Origin of the sequence: Pantoea sp. Sc1 (genome assembly GCF_000255315.1) — a bacterium.
Classification (GTDB): domain Bacteria; phylum Pseudomonadota; class Gammaproteobacteria; order Enterobacterales; family Enterobacteriaceae; genus Pantoea; species Pantoea anthophila.
Genome location: NZ_AJFP01000001.1, coordinates 128,932 through 144,430 on the forward strand (window position 1 = coordinate 128,932; position 15,499 = coordinate 144,430).

The 15,499-nt window shown below is 60.6% G+C and carries 10 protein-coding genes; all 10 read right to left on the bottom strand.

Annotation, left to right across the window (positions count from 1 at the left end; genetic code table 11):
• Positions 1–45: 45 nt before the first annotated feature.
• The 10 genes from recD to lgt all read right to left on the bottom strand — a co-directional run bounded on the left by recD (position 46) and on the right by lgt (position 15,441).
• Complete coding sequence (gene recD, locus S7A_RS00645; RefSeq protein ID WP_033736035.1) at positions 46–1,887, bottom strand: exodeoxyribonuclease V subunit alpha; 1,842 nt, start codon at positions 1,885–1,887, stop codon at positions 46–48.
• Positions 1,884–5,423: an exodeoxyribonuclease V subunit beta gene (gene recB / locus S7A_RS00650; protein ID WP_009087016.1), complete on the bottom strand. Its 3,540-nt coding sequence runs from the start codon at positions 5,421–5,423 to the stop codon at positions 1,884–1,886. The genes recD and recB overlap by 4 nt, the downstream gene beginning before the upstream one ends.
• A complete protein-coding gene (ptrA, locus tag S7A_RS00655; RefSeq protein WP_033736038.1) occupies positions 5,420–8,311 on the bottom strand; it encodes a pitrilysin in 2,892 nt (963 codons plus the stop codon). The genes recB and ptrA overlap by 4 nt, the downstream gene beginning before the upstream one ends.
• A gap of 108 nt (positions 8,312–8,419) precedes the next feature.
• On the bottom strand, positions 8,420–11,797 hold the full coding sequence (gene recC / locus S7A_RS00660) for an exodeoxyribonuclease V subunit gamma (RefSeq protein ID WP_009087026.1): 3,378 nt from the start codon (positions 11,795–11,797) through the stop codon (positions 8,420–8,422).
• A 101-nt stretch (positions 11,798–11,898) separates the two neighbouring features.
• Positions 11,899–12,138 carry a prepilin-type N-terminal cleavage/methylation domain-containing protein gene (locus tag S7A_RS00665; RefSeq protein WP_033736452.1) on the bottom strand — a complete coding sequence of 80 codons (240 nt, stop codon included), beginning with the start codon at positions 12,136–12,138 and terminating at the stop codon, positions 11,899–11,901.
• A gap of 46 nt (positions 12,139–12,184) precedes the next feature.
• On the bottom strand, positions 12,185–12,589 hold the full coding sequence (locus tag S7A_RS00670; RefSeq protein ID WP_009087030.1) for a DUF2509 family protein: 405 nt from the start codon (positions 12,587–12,589) through the stop codon (positions 12,185–12,187).
• Positions 12,586–13,113, bottom strand: coding sequence for a prepilin peptidase-dependent protein (locus tag S7A_RS00675; RefSeq protein WP_009087032.1), 528 nt, complete (start codon positions 13,111–13,113; stop codon positions 12,586–12,588). The genes S7A_RS00670 and S7A_RS00675 overlap by 4 nt, the downstream gene beginning before the upstream one ends.
• Complete coding sequence (locus S7A_RS00680; protein WP_009087033.1) at positions 13,110–13,580, bottom strand: prepilin-type N-terminal cleavage/methylation domain-containing protein; 471 nt, start codon at positions 13,578–13,580, stop codon at positions 13,110–13,112. Before S7A_RS00680 ends, S7A_RS00675 begins: the two co-directional genes overlap by 4 nt.
• 188 nt (positions 13,581–13,768) lie before the next feature.
• On the bottom strand, positions 13,769–14,563 hold the full coding sequence (thyA, locus tag S7A_RS00685; protein WP_009087035.1) for a thymidylate synthase: 795 nt from the start codon (positions 14,561–14,563) through the stop codon (positions 13,769–13,771).
• Positions 14,560–15,441 carry a prolipoprotein diacylglyceryl transferase gene (gene lgt / locus S7A_RS00690; RefSeq protein WP_009087037.1) on the bottom strand — a complete coding sequence of 294 codons (882 nt, stop codon included), beginning with the start codon at positions 15,439–15,441 and terminating at the stop codon, positions 14,560–14,562. The genes thyA and lgt overlap by 4 nt, the downstream gene beginning before the upstream one ends.
• Positions 15,442–15,499: the final 58 nt, after the last annotated feature.

Below are 15,499 nucleotides of genomic sequence, written 5' to 3' on the forward strand. Positions count from 1 at the left end.
CCCTCCGGGGGAGAGCGATCATGGATGTGAACTCTCCCCTCTCTTCTATCCTGCTGCGCTCAGTCGATCGACCAGACCACTGCGTCGCTGCGTCTGCAGCTGCACGGCGCGCTGAAACACACCCGGTTCGCTGTAGATGGTCAGCTGACGCCGCGCGCGCGTAATGGCGGTGTAAACCAGTTCGCGGGTCAGTACCGGCAGAGACTGGGTTGGCATGACCAGCGCAGTGTGGTCAAACTCCGACCCCTGTGATTTATGCACCGTCATGACCCAGGCGGTTTCATGTGAGGGTAAACGGCTCGGCTGAATCGCTTTGATCGTGCCATCCGGCAGCGGGAAAAAGACCCGGAGGTTGCCCTCATCATCACGCAGCGCAATGCCAATGTCGCCGTTAAACAGGCCGAGCGCGCTGTCATTGCGGGTGATCATCACCGGCCGCCCGGCATACCAGCGGCTACCGATGCCAGGCCGACGGAGGCGCTGCAACTGCATCAGCCGCTGTTCGATGCGCTGATTCAGCCCCTGTACGCCAAAGGGACCGTCTCGCAGTGCACAGAGCAGCTGATAACGGCCAAACGCCGCAATCACCTCTGCGGGTGAGGCCTGCTCCCTGATCAGCTGCAGGAAGGGCTGATAACCGGCGGCGACTTCATCCAGCATCGCCTGATAGGCTTCCGCACTGTCCAGCGGCTGATAGCTGACATCCTCATAGGCCTCAGCAAACACCGCCCTGACCTCCTCCGCGTTACCACGATTGATGGCTTTTGCCAGCAGACCGATGCCGGATGAGGCGTCAAAACGGTAACTTTTCTGCAGCAGGCAGATGCTGTCGCGCACCGTCGGTGCCTGCAGATCGTCACTGCCCTGCAGGGTGCAACCGGTCAGCAGGGCAAGCTGTTCTGCCCGCGCCTGGCTGTAGCCACTTTCGGTACAGCGGCAGATGTCGCCCAGTACCGCCCCCGCCTCAACCGAGGCCAGCTGGTCGCGATCGCCCAGAAACACCACGCGGGCATGCGGCGGCAGCGCGGCAATCAGTTTGGCCATCATCGGCAAATCGACCATCGAGGCTTCATCCACCACCAGCACATCGAGATGCAACCGGTTACCGGCATGATAGCGCAGGCGCTGGGTATCAGGTTGCGCGCCCAGCAGGCGATGCAGGGTCGTGGCTTCAGCAGGAAAACGCTGACGCTCTTCGTCACTCACGGCCAGATCCTGCAGTGCCCTGCCCAGGGATTCGGTCAGCCGCGCGGCAGCTTTGCCGGTCGGGGCCGCCAGCTGGATCCGCAGCGCGCCGGGATGCAGACGAATCAGCGCCGCGAGCAGTTTCGCCACGGTGGTGGTTTTCCCGGTGCCGGGGCCGCCGGAGATCACCGCCGTCTTGCGGGTCAGCGCCACCGCCGCCGCAATCTTCTGCCAGTTTTCCGGCTGGTCACCAAACAGGCTGTTGAGCACCTCACCGGCGGCACGCATATCCAGCGCGGAGGTCATCTCCTGAGCGGCAAAAAAGTCGGCAACCCGGCCTTCGCTGTGCCACAGGCGATGCAGGTAGAGACGCTGATTGCTCAGCACCAGGGGCGTCACCCGACTGCCGTCGCTGACCGCCGACCAGTCAGCAAGACGAGCTGACCAGTTATCGGGCGCACCAGCAGCCTGCCAGATCGCCTGAGCCAGTGCAGGCTGTCGGCCGGCGAACAGCCGGGCTTCACAGAGGTTGCTCAGCGGTAAACAGACGTGCCCCTCGCCCGCCTCGGCGCTGACGCAGGCCGCCGCGAGCAGCAGCGCAGGCTGTGATTCAGCGGCCACGAGGCGGGCAAACTGAATATCCAGCGGACGCAGGAGACGTTTGTCGACTGCCTGCAGCAGCAGACTCAGCATGTCACTCATCCTCTCTCTCCGTTCTTACCAAACAGTGCATCCATCTCCTCCACACACGCTGCGGAGGGGCGGGTAGCAAAAATGCCGTTGTCGGGCGAGCTGCCATCCATCCCGCGCAAAAACAGATAAAAGACGCCGCCAAAATCGCGATCGTAGCGGTAATCCGGCAGGCGATGGGTCAGATAGCGATGCAGCGCCAGCGTATAGAGCTGATACTGCAGATCGTAGCGGTGCCCGATCATCGCCTGCGCCATCGCCTCCTGGGTGTAAGCGCTGTGGCTTTCCCCCAGCCAGTTCGACTTGTAGTCGAGCAGATAATATTTTCCCTGCCAGCGGAAGACCAGATCGATAAAGCCCTTCAGCATGCCCCGCACCTGACGAAAGTCCAGGGAGGCAGCCTGCTGAGAGAGGCTGTCGTGCCGCCGCAGCAGCGCATCCAGCCCGGCTGCCGTCAGCAGATTATCGATCGGCAGATAGAACGCCATCTCGATCAGCCGTTCGCTGCTTTTGATCGCCGACAGCGTCAGCCCCTCCGCGTTGAGCGGGGTCTCTAACACCCGCGCGATCCACGCCTCCAGCACCGGCAACCAGCTCAGCGGGTAGCCATTGTGCTGCAGCTGATCTTCCAGCCAGATGCGGTCCGGCGGTTCAGTAAAGTCGATAGACTCAAACAGGCCGTGCAGAAACGTACCGGGTGCCGCACCGCGCGGAAAATGGTGCGGCGTCAGTGCCGTCTCTTCACCGCTCTCCTCTTCGCCCGCCGCGTCAATATCGAAGCTGGGCAATGCATCCAGCAGCGGGGAACTGTGGTGCTGCTGCAGGCCGGAATAACTGGTGACCCGCCAGACATCCGTTCGCGCCTGAGTCACGACGCGGCTGCTCAGGACGTCGTCGCCCGGCTGCGCATCCTGCCATCGTTCGCCGGGCAGCAGATCTGCCTCGACCAGCGCAATGCCCGTCCCGGTTAACGCCTGCAGAGAACGGCTGAGCTGCTGCGCATCGGCCGCCTCGCCTTTCTGAATCAGATAGCCGAGTGCGCTCTTGTGCAGGTCGCTTTCGCCCTCTTTTTTGCGCGTGCCTTTGATCAGCGGCGCAATCCCGACGCTGCAGTGATACACCGAGCGGGTCAGCGCCACATAGAGCAGGCGCAGATCCTCTGCCAGACGCTCCTCTTCCGCCAGCGCCAGGCTTTGTGCATCGCCCTGAACGTCCAGCAGAGCCGCAAAACTTTCGCGGTCGTGGTAAAGCGCACTGGCCGCTTCGCGGAATCCGGCAGCAAACGGCAGCCAGACCAGCGGGTATTGCAGCCCTTTCGATTTGTGGATGGTGATAATCTGCACCAGGTGGCGGTCGCTTTCCAGACGCAGCTGCTGGCTGGCGGCCTGGCTGTTCGGGCGGGCAATCTGCTGCGCCAGAAAACGCACCAGCGCGTGCGGGCTCTCCAGCTGCACTGAGGCTTCCTGCAACAGTTCCCCCAGATGCATCAGATCGGTCAGGCGCCGTTCTCCGTTCTCCGACGCCAGCATATTCTCCGCCAGCTGCCGTTTGATCATCACGTCGCGCAGCATCGGTAACACGCCGCGCTGGTGCCACAGCTGCTGCCAGACGGCAAACTGCTCGACCAGCGCATCCCAGTCGCGTTCATTCTGGCTCAGCGTTTCCAGCGTCGCCGCATCAATGCCAAAGATAGAAGTCGCCAGCGCGCTGCGCAGTAAGCGCTCCTGCTCCGGGGCCTGAATCGCCTGCAGCAGCCAGAGTAATTCACGCGCTTCCGGCGTGGTATAGACGCTGTCGCGGCTGGAGAGGTAGACCGAGGGGATCGCCAGCGCATTCAGCGCATCGCGGATTAAGGTGGCTTCATTGCGGCTGCGCACCAGCACCGTGATATCGGAAGCCCGCACCGGCTGCAGCGCCTCACCTTTTCCTGCAAAGGCGCGCCCCTGCTGTCCGGCCACCAGCCAGCGGCTGATGTCGGCGGCACATTGCTGCGCCATAAACTGCTGATAATCACTGCTGCCGACGCCCTCACCGGGTTGCAGCCAGAAGCGTAACGCCGGTTGCGGCTGCCCATCATAAATCAGTTTCAGTGACTGATTGGGTGCCGCAGGCTGCACCGGCTGAAAAGGGATTGCCGAGAACAGGAACGGTGACTCAAGCTGCGAGAAGAGGCGGTTAACGCTTTCGACCATTTCCGGCGAAGAGCGCCAGTTCGTATCCAGCGTGTAGTGAGCACTGACTTCGTTTCTGGCCCGCAGATAGGTAAAGATATCCGCGCCGCGAAAAGCGTAGATCGCCTGTTTCGGGTCACCGATCAGAAACAGCGCCTGCTCCGGCTGATTCACATAGAGCGTGCGGAAAATACGATATTGCTGCGGGTCGGTATCCTGGAATTCGTCAATCAGGGCGACCGGGAAACGCGCCCGGATGGTTTCCGCGAGCAGAACCCCGCCAGGCTGTTGCAGCGCCTCATCCAGCTTACTGAGCAGGTCGTCAAAACCTAACAGCGCCCGCAACCGCTTCTCGCGCTGAACCGTAGCGCGTACATCGATCAGCGCCTGAGCAATGATCACATCCCGCAGCGACAGCGGCTCTGCCAGAAACTGGTCGATGGCCTCAAACAGGGCGTGGCGTGGTGCTTCACCCTTTTTGGTTTTCTCCTCCAGCACCTGCTGGCCAAACCGCTCCAGCTCCTTCGGCAGCTGATAATCCAGCGTCTCACTGCTGGCCCACTGGGTGACTCTGGCGACCCAGTTGGGCAGATGTTTACTGCTGTAGCTGCGCTTATCCACGCCTGAGGCGCTGATGATGCCTTCAACGTCGCGACTCAGCGCCTGCCACTGCTGTTTGATGGCGTTGATGCGCGCCAGATTGCGGGCATGGCGGGAGGCCAGCGTCTCATCGGCCGCGGGCGGTCGTTTCAGTCCTGGCGTTTCGCCCTGGAGCCAGGGACGCAGCGTCTTCAGCAGGCTGTCCGGCCCGCTCCACTCTGCGGCGATAATCCGCGCTACATCCAGCGACAGCGGATAGCACTGGCGACGCCAGAAGTCGGCGGCGGACTGCTTCAGCAGCGCCTGCTCATCTTCGATCAGCTCCTGCTCAAACAGCATGCCCGACTCAAACGCATTCAGATTGAGCATCCGCTGACAGAAGCCGTGGATGGTAAAGATGGCGGCTTCATCCATCTGCCTTTCGGCGGCCAGTAGCTGCGCCGCGGCCTGACTCAGATCCGGCATCTGCTCCAGTAATCGCTGATGCATCGGATTGCTGCTTTTGCCGCGGATACAGGCCAGACGCAGCTGGTGGATGTTCTCGCGGATACGGCCGCGCAGCTCGGCGGTGGCGGCCTCGGTAAAGGTCACCACCAGAATCTCTTCAACCGAGAGCGGCCGGCTGTAGGCGTTTTCTTCGCCCAGCCCCAGCAGCAGGCGCAGATAGAGCAGGCCAATGGTAAAGGTTTTTCCGGTGCCGGCAGACGCCTCAATCAGCCGCTCACCCCTGAGCGGCAGCGTTAAAGGATTCAGCGATACGGGGGGTAACTGCGTCATTGGGTCTCACTCTTTACCGGCAGCGACTGCTGCAACTGCGCCACTTCATCCCAGGTTTTCCAGCCAGGCTGCCGGGCATAGTCAATTTTGCCATTGTTACTGCCCGCAATCTGCGAGGTCATGACCATGCCATTATGTTCGATAACCGCTTTACGGAAAAAGTCTGCCACGCTGGCCGGGGTGAGCAGCTGCACCTGCTCTATCACTTTCTGCCGGGTATCAAACGTCTCATTCTGACGATCGAAGTCACGGCTGTAACGATCGGCTTCTTCATCCAGCGTCTGGGGACGCTGCTGCAGGTCATTGATCATCGCCTGCTGATACTGCGCAAAATCGGCCTGGCTCATGTTGCGCAGACGTTTTTCCGCCTCGGGATAGAACGCCTGGTAACGCTGCAGCAGCCAGTCAGGTTGCCGGCTGTTACTCTGCAGCAGGAAGCCAACGCCCCACTGTCGGCCGACCGGCATCTGGAAGGCAAACACCGCATAGCCGAGCTGCTCTTTTGTGCGCAGCTGATTGTAGAACCACGGCTGCACGATCTGGCTCAGCATGGAGCTGTTGGCCATGCTCTGATATTCGCTGTAGCCCAGCGGAATATAGAGCGCGGCAAGCGCCGAGTCGGTACTGCTGCCCGGCTGCTGCAGATTGGCCTTCAGCGGTTTATCGAACGAGACATACTGACTCTGCCAGTCGCGGGTCGCGTGACTCTGCATCTGCTGTTTCAGTTCATGTCCCAGCTGCGTCACGCTGTCTGCACTGAGGTTGCCGACCACCAGCATCTCTGGCGTCGCATCGCGGAACAGCGCGTCGCGGTAAGCCGTCACCTCATCAAGCGTGATCGTGCTGACCAGTCTGCGGCGCGTCTCGCGCTGGGTATAAGGCAGCTGAGAGAGCATCTGCATCGGCTGAATCGCCTGTTCGAACGCCTTGCCCTTTTCCGCCGCCTCCAGCCGCTCCAGATACCAGGATTTTGCCTGCGCCAGTTGCTGCTCTGTCGGCTGGAAGTGGGCATACCCTTCGACCAGTTTCTTCAGCAGCACCGGCAGGCGCTGCGTGAAGCCGCTGGCATTGAACACCAGACCTTCATCTTCACCGGTTGAAAAGCTGATGCCGCCCACCGAAGCCTGCGAATTTAGCTCGTCCAGCGCCAGGCTGGAGAGGTAGTCATTCAGGCCGAACAGCACCTGCTGACGCGCATCGCTGATGGCGTGCCTGTTGCGTAAGGCCAGGGTGATCGCCGCCTTTGGCTCGCGGGCATAATAGCGGCTGGGCATCCAGTAAATGCGCATGCCGTCGTCGTTAGCCAGTCTGACCGGATGCTGCCAGGTTTTACCGTCAGCGGGCAGCAGCGTGAAGTCGTCCGGAATATAGGGGTTCAGCGCAGGCATTGCCAGCGCGATCTGACTGGCGCGCTGCTGCCAGTCAGCAAAGGTCTGCGGCGTGATTTTCTCTGCCTGATAAGGCGCGTCCACAAAGTAGGCTTTTTTGTTGTGCGGCTCCTGCGGGCTGATGTACCAGATACGCGCACGTTGCGGCGTCATCTCCTGCAGGCGGGCAGCGATCGCGGCGGCATCGTACTGATCGGCCAGGTAAGGCGCATCCAGCGTGTGTTCCACCGGCACCCGCAGCATGGTGTCGGCCAGCCACTCAATGTAATCCATATCGCGGGTGATGGAGGGATAGCGGAAGTCGAGTGCCAGTACGTGAGAGACCTCATCGAAATAGCGCTTATCGTCGCCCTGCTGACGCAGCAGATTGATGTAGCTGAATACCGCCGCCACCACTTCATCACGCTGCGCCAGGCCTTTATCCGTCAGGGAGACCGTAATGGCAAATACGCCGCTGTTACGTTCGGTCATCGGGTCGGCGCCGGCATTGACACCGTCCGCCAGCCCCTGCTTCTGCAGCCAGTCGGTCAGCGTATTTTTGCTGCGGTTACTGATTAAGTAGCTGATCAGCGTGTCCGTTTTACTGCGAAAACGATCGCTGTTGTTCCCGATGCGGAATTCAATTTTGAGCTGCTTGCGCGGCTGGGCGGGCACATAGTGAATGATGATGCCCTGCTGCGCATCGGTGACCACCGGCACGTTAATCTCCGGCACGCTGGCATGGTGATTTTTGATGCGGCCAAAGGTTCTGGCCGCAATCGACGCCATCTCCGGCAGCGGTTTGTTGCTGTAGATGACCGCCTTCATCAGGTTGGCGGAGTAATGCGTGTGGTAGAAGTCCAGTAGCGCCTGGTGCAGTTTACTGCCCGGCTTATCTTTCAGGGTCTCTAAATTACCGCCAGAAAAACGCGACGCCGGGTGTGCCGGGTTCAGGGTTTCGGCGCCGACCTGAGCCATGCGCAGGCCATCACGCGCGCGCGCCATGGTCAGCTCGGCATTGACGGCGTGACGCTCGCGGTCAGCGTTGACCGGATCCAGCAGCGGTGCCGCTACGGCATCCGCCAGGCGGTCGACCGCCGGTTCCAGCGCCGCATTTTCCACTTCCAGATAAAAGGCGGTGCGATAAGAGGCGGTGCTGGCATTGTGGCTGCCACCATGCTTTTTCAGGAACTCGGCCAGGTTGTCCGGCTGCGGGTAGCGCTTTGAGCCCATCAGCACCATATGTTCGAGGTAGTGAGCCAGTCCCGCCTGCTGATCGGGATCGTCCAGCGATCCAATCGGCAGCGTCAGCGCCGCCAGCGATTTCGGTGCCACCGGATCGGACACCAGCAATACCGTCAGTCCGTTATCGAGACGGATGGCCTGATAGCTTCGGGGGTCCTGGTCACTTTTGCGAATGGTATCGTTAACTGGCTGCCAGCCTGCAGATGTCTGCGCCAGGGCGGTGCAAGCCACCAGGCTCAACAGTAGTGCCGCTATCCAGCGTGCGTGTAGCCGCATGTAAACCCCTCTTGTTTCCCGATAAGCCGCCAATTACTGACGCGGCGGCTCAAAGCCAGGCAAAAATTTCTGTGTGTGTAGTCAGTCTGCAAAATGCGATCTGACCTGCTATTCATCATCCTGATGTGCGGCCAGCACCGGCAAATACCAGCGCTGCGCCGCCTCAGTGATCTGCTGCAGTTGCGCCTCATCCAGCACGCGGCAGAGCCGCTGCAGATAGGGGTCGCTGCCCTCTCCCTCCACCTGGTAGCTGCCAGACCAGGCCGTCAGCAGGCGATTGCGCGCCTTCAGCTGCGTGGCCTCATCCGTGAGTAACTGCTGGCTCTTTTTGTCGTAGCTGGCGGTCAGCCACGCACCGCCACTTTTGCTGAGCAGCATCAGCGGCTGACGCAACCCGTCGAGGTAACCGGCGATATAGTCATTCAGGGCGGCCATCGCCTCTGACTGCGGCACGGCAGGAAAACACCAGCGGCTCTGCTGGCGGCCATACATACGGCTGCTGCCGGTGCCGCCCAGCGCGCAGTAAATCAGATGCTCCAGCCAGAGCAGCAGGCCATCGTTCATGTTGAGGACGCCAGGCCGCCAGCGCAGGAGCCCGTCGCTCTGCACCTGCGTCAGCCAGCCGGTTAAGCTGACCTGCTCCAGTTGCAGATTCACTTCCCAGCTCTCGCCGTCGCTGCGCTGGTTTACCACTTCCGCCGCCACTTCCTGCATCTCATCACGCTGCGCCTGCCAGAAAAGTTCGCCAAATGCGCCGTAGGGCAGGTTACCGGCGGCGCGATGGTGCGCATAGAGCCGCTGGGTATCCTCACCTTCGACCAGGGCATTCAGCAACTGGGCATTGATCTGATAACGCTCCAGGTTGTCGAGCGCAAAAGGTTCGCTGTCGGGCAGCTCATCCTCCTCCAGCCAGAAGCTCACGCCGAGACGCTGGTGGAACCAGGCGCGAACCGGGTGCCGCCAGAAGCGCAGAAAGGCCTCTAAGGTGAGCGCATCAATGTCCGGGGCCGTCAGCGGCTGGACAAATTCGGGTTGCGGCTGCCCCGCCCCCTGGGCGGCAGGCAGCCACTCGCGGGCGAAGCTCTGCAGTCTGGCGGCAGGCTGGAAATTCTCAGCGGCAAACGGCATCCTGCTGTTGAGGTGCTGCAGATGCGCCCGCACCCGTCCGGCACTCTCATCCAGCTCCAGATGACCATCCCCCTCCAGGTAAAAACTCTGTCCAATGTAATCCAGCAGTTCTGTGACCAGCACCGAGGGATAGCGTTCCGTATTATCCTGAATCGCCCGGCCGATATAGCTGATATAGAGCTGCTGCTGAGCGGAGAGCATCGCCTCAAGAAACAGGTAACGGTCATCATCACGGCGGCTGCGGTCGCCTTTACGGGACTGCTGCTGCATCAGATCAAAGCCTAACGGCGCAAGCGTGCGCGGATAGACGCCGTCGTTCATCCCCAGCAGACAGACCAGCTGGAACGGTATTGAACGCATCGGCATCAGGGTACAAAAGTTGATCTGCCCGGCCAGAAAGCGCTGGCTGATGCGCTGCTGATCGAGCCGGCTGCGCAGGTCATCGCGCAGCAGCGCCACCGGGATCGCCTCCTCAAACCGCGCATCCATTCCGTACTGAATCAGTTGCTGCCACTGCTCTTCCACCAGCAGTAAAGCGGCCTCGGTTTCCGCGTCAGGCGTGAAGAAGGCGTTCAGCAGTTCCCGGCACATCGGCAGCCACTCCGCCAGCGGGCGGGGTTCCGCCAGCCGCTCACGCCAGTGATTCAGCCGCGCGAGCAGCTCAGCCAGATGGCCCGCCAGCTCCCCCACCAGGCCACTCGACTCGTCATAAGGCAGAATCCCCTCCCAGTCGCCATTGTGGCTCTCCATCGCATAACCCAGCAGCATACGCTGCACGCCAAAGCGCCAGGTGTGCTGGCCGGTAATCGGCAGTGAGAGAGCTTCAACGCTGGCATCATCCAGCCCCCAGCGAACGCCTGACTCGCTGACCCAGCGCCGCAGCAAACGCAGGCCGCTTTCATCAATGGCGAAGTGGGACGCCAGCGCCGGCACATCCAGCAGCGCCAGCACATCTTCTGAGACAAAACGGCTGTCCGGCAGCGCCAGCAGATGCAGAAACGCCACGATGGCCGGATGCGCCTGACTGGCCCGCCGGTCTGAAATCGCAAAAGGCAGATAGCGATCGGCGGGCGCATTGGCGAACACGGCCTGAATGAACGGTGCATAAGCGTCGATGTCGGCCACCATCACAATAATGTCGCGTGCTTTCAGCGTCGGATCAGCCTCCATCATCGCCAGCAGATGATCCTGCAGTACCTCAACTTCGCGCTGCGCACTGTGGCAGACCTGCACCACGATCGAACGATCCGCCGGATCGAGGAGGCGCTTGCGATCGCTGTGTGCCAGTTCCACCGCGTTCAGCCCGATGATGGCACTGTCCTGCAGATTGAGAAGATCGTACTGCATGCAGTGCAGCAGGTTGTCCGGCTCTACATCCACAAAGGCATCGATGTCGTCGCTGGCATCCATCTGGCTGAGCAGAAAGAGGTTGTCACGCCCCAGCTTGCCCCAGGAGGCCAGCAGCGGATTCGTCAGTTGCTGTTCACCGGCTTCGTTAAACAGCTGCGACGCCTGCTCTGCGTCCCGGAACAGTCCACGCGCCGCCTCAGCGTCATGGCGGCGGCGCTGACGGCTTTGCAGCTTCGCCAGGAAGGCATAGTCCTGAATGTCGCCCCAGTAGTCGCGGCAGGGATTGGTAAACAGCAGGTGGATGTCGATGTGACGTCCCAGCGCCTGCAGCGCCTGCAGATAGATCGGCGGCAGTGCGGAGATACCACAGATAAAGACCCGCCTGGGCAGGTTTTCCGGCGTGCTCTTCGCCTGCTCCAGCGTGCGGATAAATCGCGCATAGAGATTCGCGCGGTGCCATTCCGGCTGTCGCAGCGTGCGGGTGTAGCTCACCAGATCGCGCCACAGGGCGGCCTGCCAGCGCTGCGCTTCGCCCAGCCCGTCGATACTTTCGCCGCGCTCCCAGCTGTTGAGCCAGTCAGCACGATAGACCAGATACTGGTCAAACAGATCCGCCACACGGGAGCTGAGCTGAAACAGTTTGCGCTTGTCGCCGTCGTCATGGAGATAGTGACGTAAGGAGGTAAACTCCTCCTGCTCCAGCATCACCGGCAGCCGGTGCATCAGCTTCCAGCTCATGCTGGCCTTGCTGAAGGCACTCTCTACCGGGATGTCGGGCAGCACGCGCACGAACATCTCCCAGATGAAACTGGCGGGCAGCGGAAATTCGATGTTGGCTGCAATGCCAAAGGTCTGCGCCAGCTCCATCTGCAGCCACTGCGCCATACCCGGACTCTGCACCAGTATCATTTCTGACGCGAAAGGGTCATCCAGAGGATCATGTTTAATCACCGCAGCCGCGAGAATCTTCAGCACATCGAGCTGATTTGAGTGATAGACGTGAAACATGACAACTCCTGTGGTAACTCAGAACATGACTGCGGTATTGCGGCCCTGTCACTTTACCGCGTATCGCTGTTGAAACCCATCAAAAGGGCGTCCCGCAGGCGTTAACATCGCAGTCGGCTCAGGGAGGCATGACGCCCGAAGGGACCAGTGACGTCGGCCCGTTCCAGCATGCAGCCCGCGGGCCCCGGCTGCTGTTGCAGCGTGGATTGCCAGCCCGCAACCTCATGCCCCGCCAGGCGCTGTTCAGCCACGTACCAGGCCTCCTGCTGCGCCCACTGCTGACTGAATCCCCGCGCCAGAGCGCGATGATAGTGCAACAGCGTGCTGCTGCTTAATGCCATCAGCAACAGAGCAAATAACACCTCTGGCAGGGAGAAGCCTGCGCCTTTACAGACAGGCGGCGGGAGGTGTGAGCGGGCAGTAGTCAATCCAGCCGTGCGGCAACGCGCGGATCTGATTGTCCCGTAACCGGACCCACTGCCAGACCGCCATGCCACTGCCGCTGGCTTCCCCTTTAAGCAGACCTTCATCTTTTTCACTCCGTTGCAGGCAGCTGATCCAGCCCTGATGCGCCTCCTGCTGACAGCCTGAATCCGCATGTGCTGACCAGCTCAGCGTTAAGCCCCATTGCAGCGCAGACTGCGCCCGCCAGAAATCCTGGATAAACTGCTGTTCATCCGCCAGCACGCGCATACCCTGCTCTGACAGCCTGCGGCTGGCGTGCAGCGCCACGCTGCCCATCACCATGATCATCAGAACCATGCCCAGCGCGCTGCTGCCTCGCTGCTTCACAGGTTCTCTCCTTCTACCCAGCGCTCTGTCATTTCGTGCCAGCGTCCGGCCCGCCCCTGCAGCGTGATCCTGATCTGTCCGCCCTGTCGGCTGACGCTGAACTGCTCCACGCGCATAAACGCGGGGTCGGAGAGCCGCTCCCAGCCCGCAGCGTGACACTGGTCCACACCCCGCTGCATCTCCAGCTGCTGCTGTCGCAGGCGATAGCCGTAATAGTCACTTTCGGCATGGCCGACCCCTTCCCACTTTCCATTGCTGTTTTCATCCCAGCGCAGCAGCAGGCAGTTCTCCTGCAGAGTGAGTGCGCCACTGCCGCACTCGCCGTGACAGTAACCGGCACGCCGCACCGCCTTTTCCAGGGTAGCCATCATCTGCTGTAACTCCTGACGCAGTTGTGCCCGCTGCAGCATTGCGGCGTTCTCTGTCAGCAGCCGCGGCAGAAGCCGCCCGGCACTCAGCATCACGACCGCGCTGATGGCCAGGGCGACCAGCATCTCCGGCAGGCTGAATCCGGCGACTTTCAACGGCAGTTCTCCTCATCGTTCAGGCAAAGACGAATACGGGCTCTGGCGGAGATAATCAGCCAGATGCGCCCGGCAGCATTGCCCAGCTCAATGCTGCCCGCCCTGGCGACATTACGACGGCCATAGAAGCCCGGTTCACCGCGCAGCCCGTACAGCGTTACCCCGGCATGGGGAGCGATGAAATGGAGCCGTTTTCCCCCTTCACAACCGGCCGCAGGCAGGCGGCCTGCCCCGATACACCATGGGCTGCCCGGCTGCGACCACAGGATCAGGTCACGGTTTTGCCGGTTGGCCTGCGCACGCAGCCGCAACAGGAAGCCCTGCAGTTGCTGTGCGCTGTCGCGCAGTTGCTGCCGCTGTTGCCAGCGCTGCCAGCCATGCAGTGCGGCAAGGCTCAGCATGCCGGCAATCACCATCACCAGCAGCAGCTCCGGCAGGGTAAAACCCCGAACGTTTGCACTTTTCATGGCATCAGACTGGCGGGAATGAGCGGGTGAGACAAGGCGCAGCGTCACGGGCTGGAGAGGCTGTCGCAGAGAACCGGCGTGACAGACAGTCAATCTCAGGAAGCGTGCGCACGATGCCGCAGATGTTCAGGACAACAGGCAAAAAAAAGCCCCGGCGGAGTGCGCCAGGGCTTGATGTTTATCGCGGGTCAGATGGCGACGGGGGCTTTGATCGCAGGATGCGGATCGTAGCCTTCAATCTCAAAATCGTCGAACTGATAGTCAAACAGTGACGCCGGTTTGCGTTTGATAACAAGCTTCGGCAGCGGACGCGGTTCACGGGTCAGCTGCAGACGCGCCTGCTCCAGATGATTGCTGTAGAGGTGCGTGTCACCGCCGGTCCAGACGAAGTCGCCGACCTCCAGATCGCACTGCTGCGCCACCATATGCACCAGCAGCGCATAGCTGGCGATATTAAACGGCAGTCCCAGGAAGATGTCGCACGAACGCTGATAGAGCTGGCAGGAGAGCTTGCCGTTCGCCACATAGAACTGGAAGAAAGCATGGCAGGGTGCCAGCGCCATCTGGCTCAGTTCGCCGACGTTCCAGGCTGAAACGATGATCCGGCGGGAGTCGGGATCGCGCTTCAGCTGCTCCATCACCTGGCTTAACTGGTCAATTTCCTGACCGCTGGCCGTTCCCCAGCTGCGCCACTGTTTGCCATACACCGGGCCGAGATCGCCCTGCTCATCGGCCCACTCATCCCAGATGGAGACCTTGTTATCTTTCAGATAACCGATGTTGGTGTCCCCTTTCAGGAACCACAGCAGTTCATGAATGATCGAGCGGATGTGGCATTTCTTGGTGGTAACCAGCGGAAAACCATCCTGCAGATTGAAACGCATCTGGTGACCAAAAATTGAAAGCGTACCGGTGCCGGTACGGTCAGCTTTTGGCGTGCCTTCGTTCAGCACATGCTGCATTAAATCCAGATACTGTTTCATTTTTCCTCGCGAAATTGTGGCTGCGGGCGACGACGATACGCCCAGATCATCATAATTATACCGGCAATAATCATCGGCACAGAGAGGATCTGTCCCATACTGATACCGCCTTCAAACAGGCCCAGCTGAGCATCCGGCTGGCGGAAGAACTCAACGATAATGCGGAATGCGCCATAGCCGATCAGGAACAGGCCAGACACGCTGCCCATCGGACGGGGTTTACGGATAAACAGGTTCAGGATGATGAACAGCACTACGCCTTCCAGCGCCAGCTCATACAGCTGCGAGGCATGACGTGGCAGCACGCCGTAGGTGTTGAGCAGCGCCTGATATTGCGGATTGGTGGCGGCCAGCGCCACATCTTCGCTGCGGGAGCCGGGGAACAGCATCGCATAGCGGAAGTTCGGATCGACACGACCCCAGAGTTCGCCGTTGATGAAGTTACCGAGACGCCCGGCACCCAGACCAAACGGGATCAGCGGAGCTATAAAGTCGGAGACCTGGAAGAAATTACGTTTAGTCCGGCGGGCAAAAATCAGCATCACCACAATCACCCCGATCAGGCCACCGTGGAATGACATGCCGCCATCCCAGACTTTGAACAGATAGAGGGGATTTTCCAGGAAAAGCGGCAGGTTGTAGAACAGCACATATCCAATGCGTCCACCCAGGAAGACGCCCAGGAAACCCGCGTAAAGCAGGTTCTCAACTTCCTCTTTTTTCCAGCCGCTGCCAGGTTTGTTAGCACGGCGTACCGCCAGCCACATGGCGAAAACAAAGCCCACCAGATACATCAGACCGTACCAGTGAAGCGAAACCGGTCCAATCGAGAAGATCACCGGATCGAACTGCGGAAATGCAATATAGCCGTTATTCATCTTTCACCGTCTATTTTTCTACCCTGAAAAGGGGCGTTGTCAGGCACATAAATTAAGG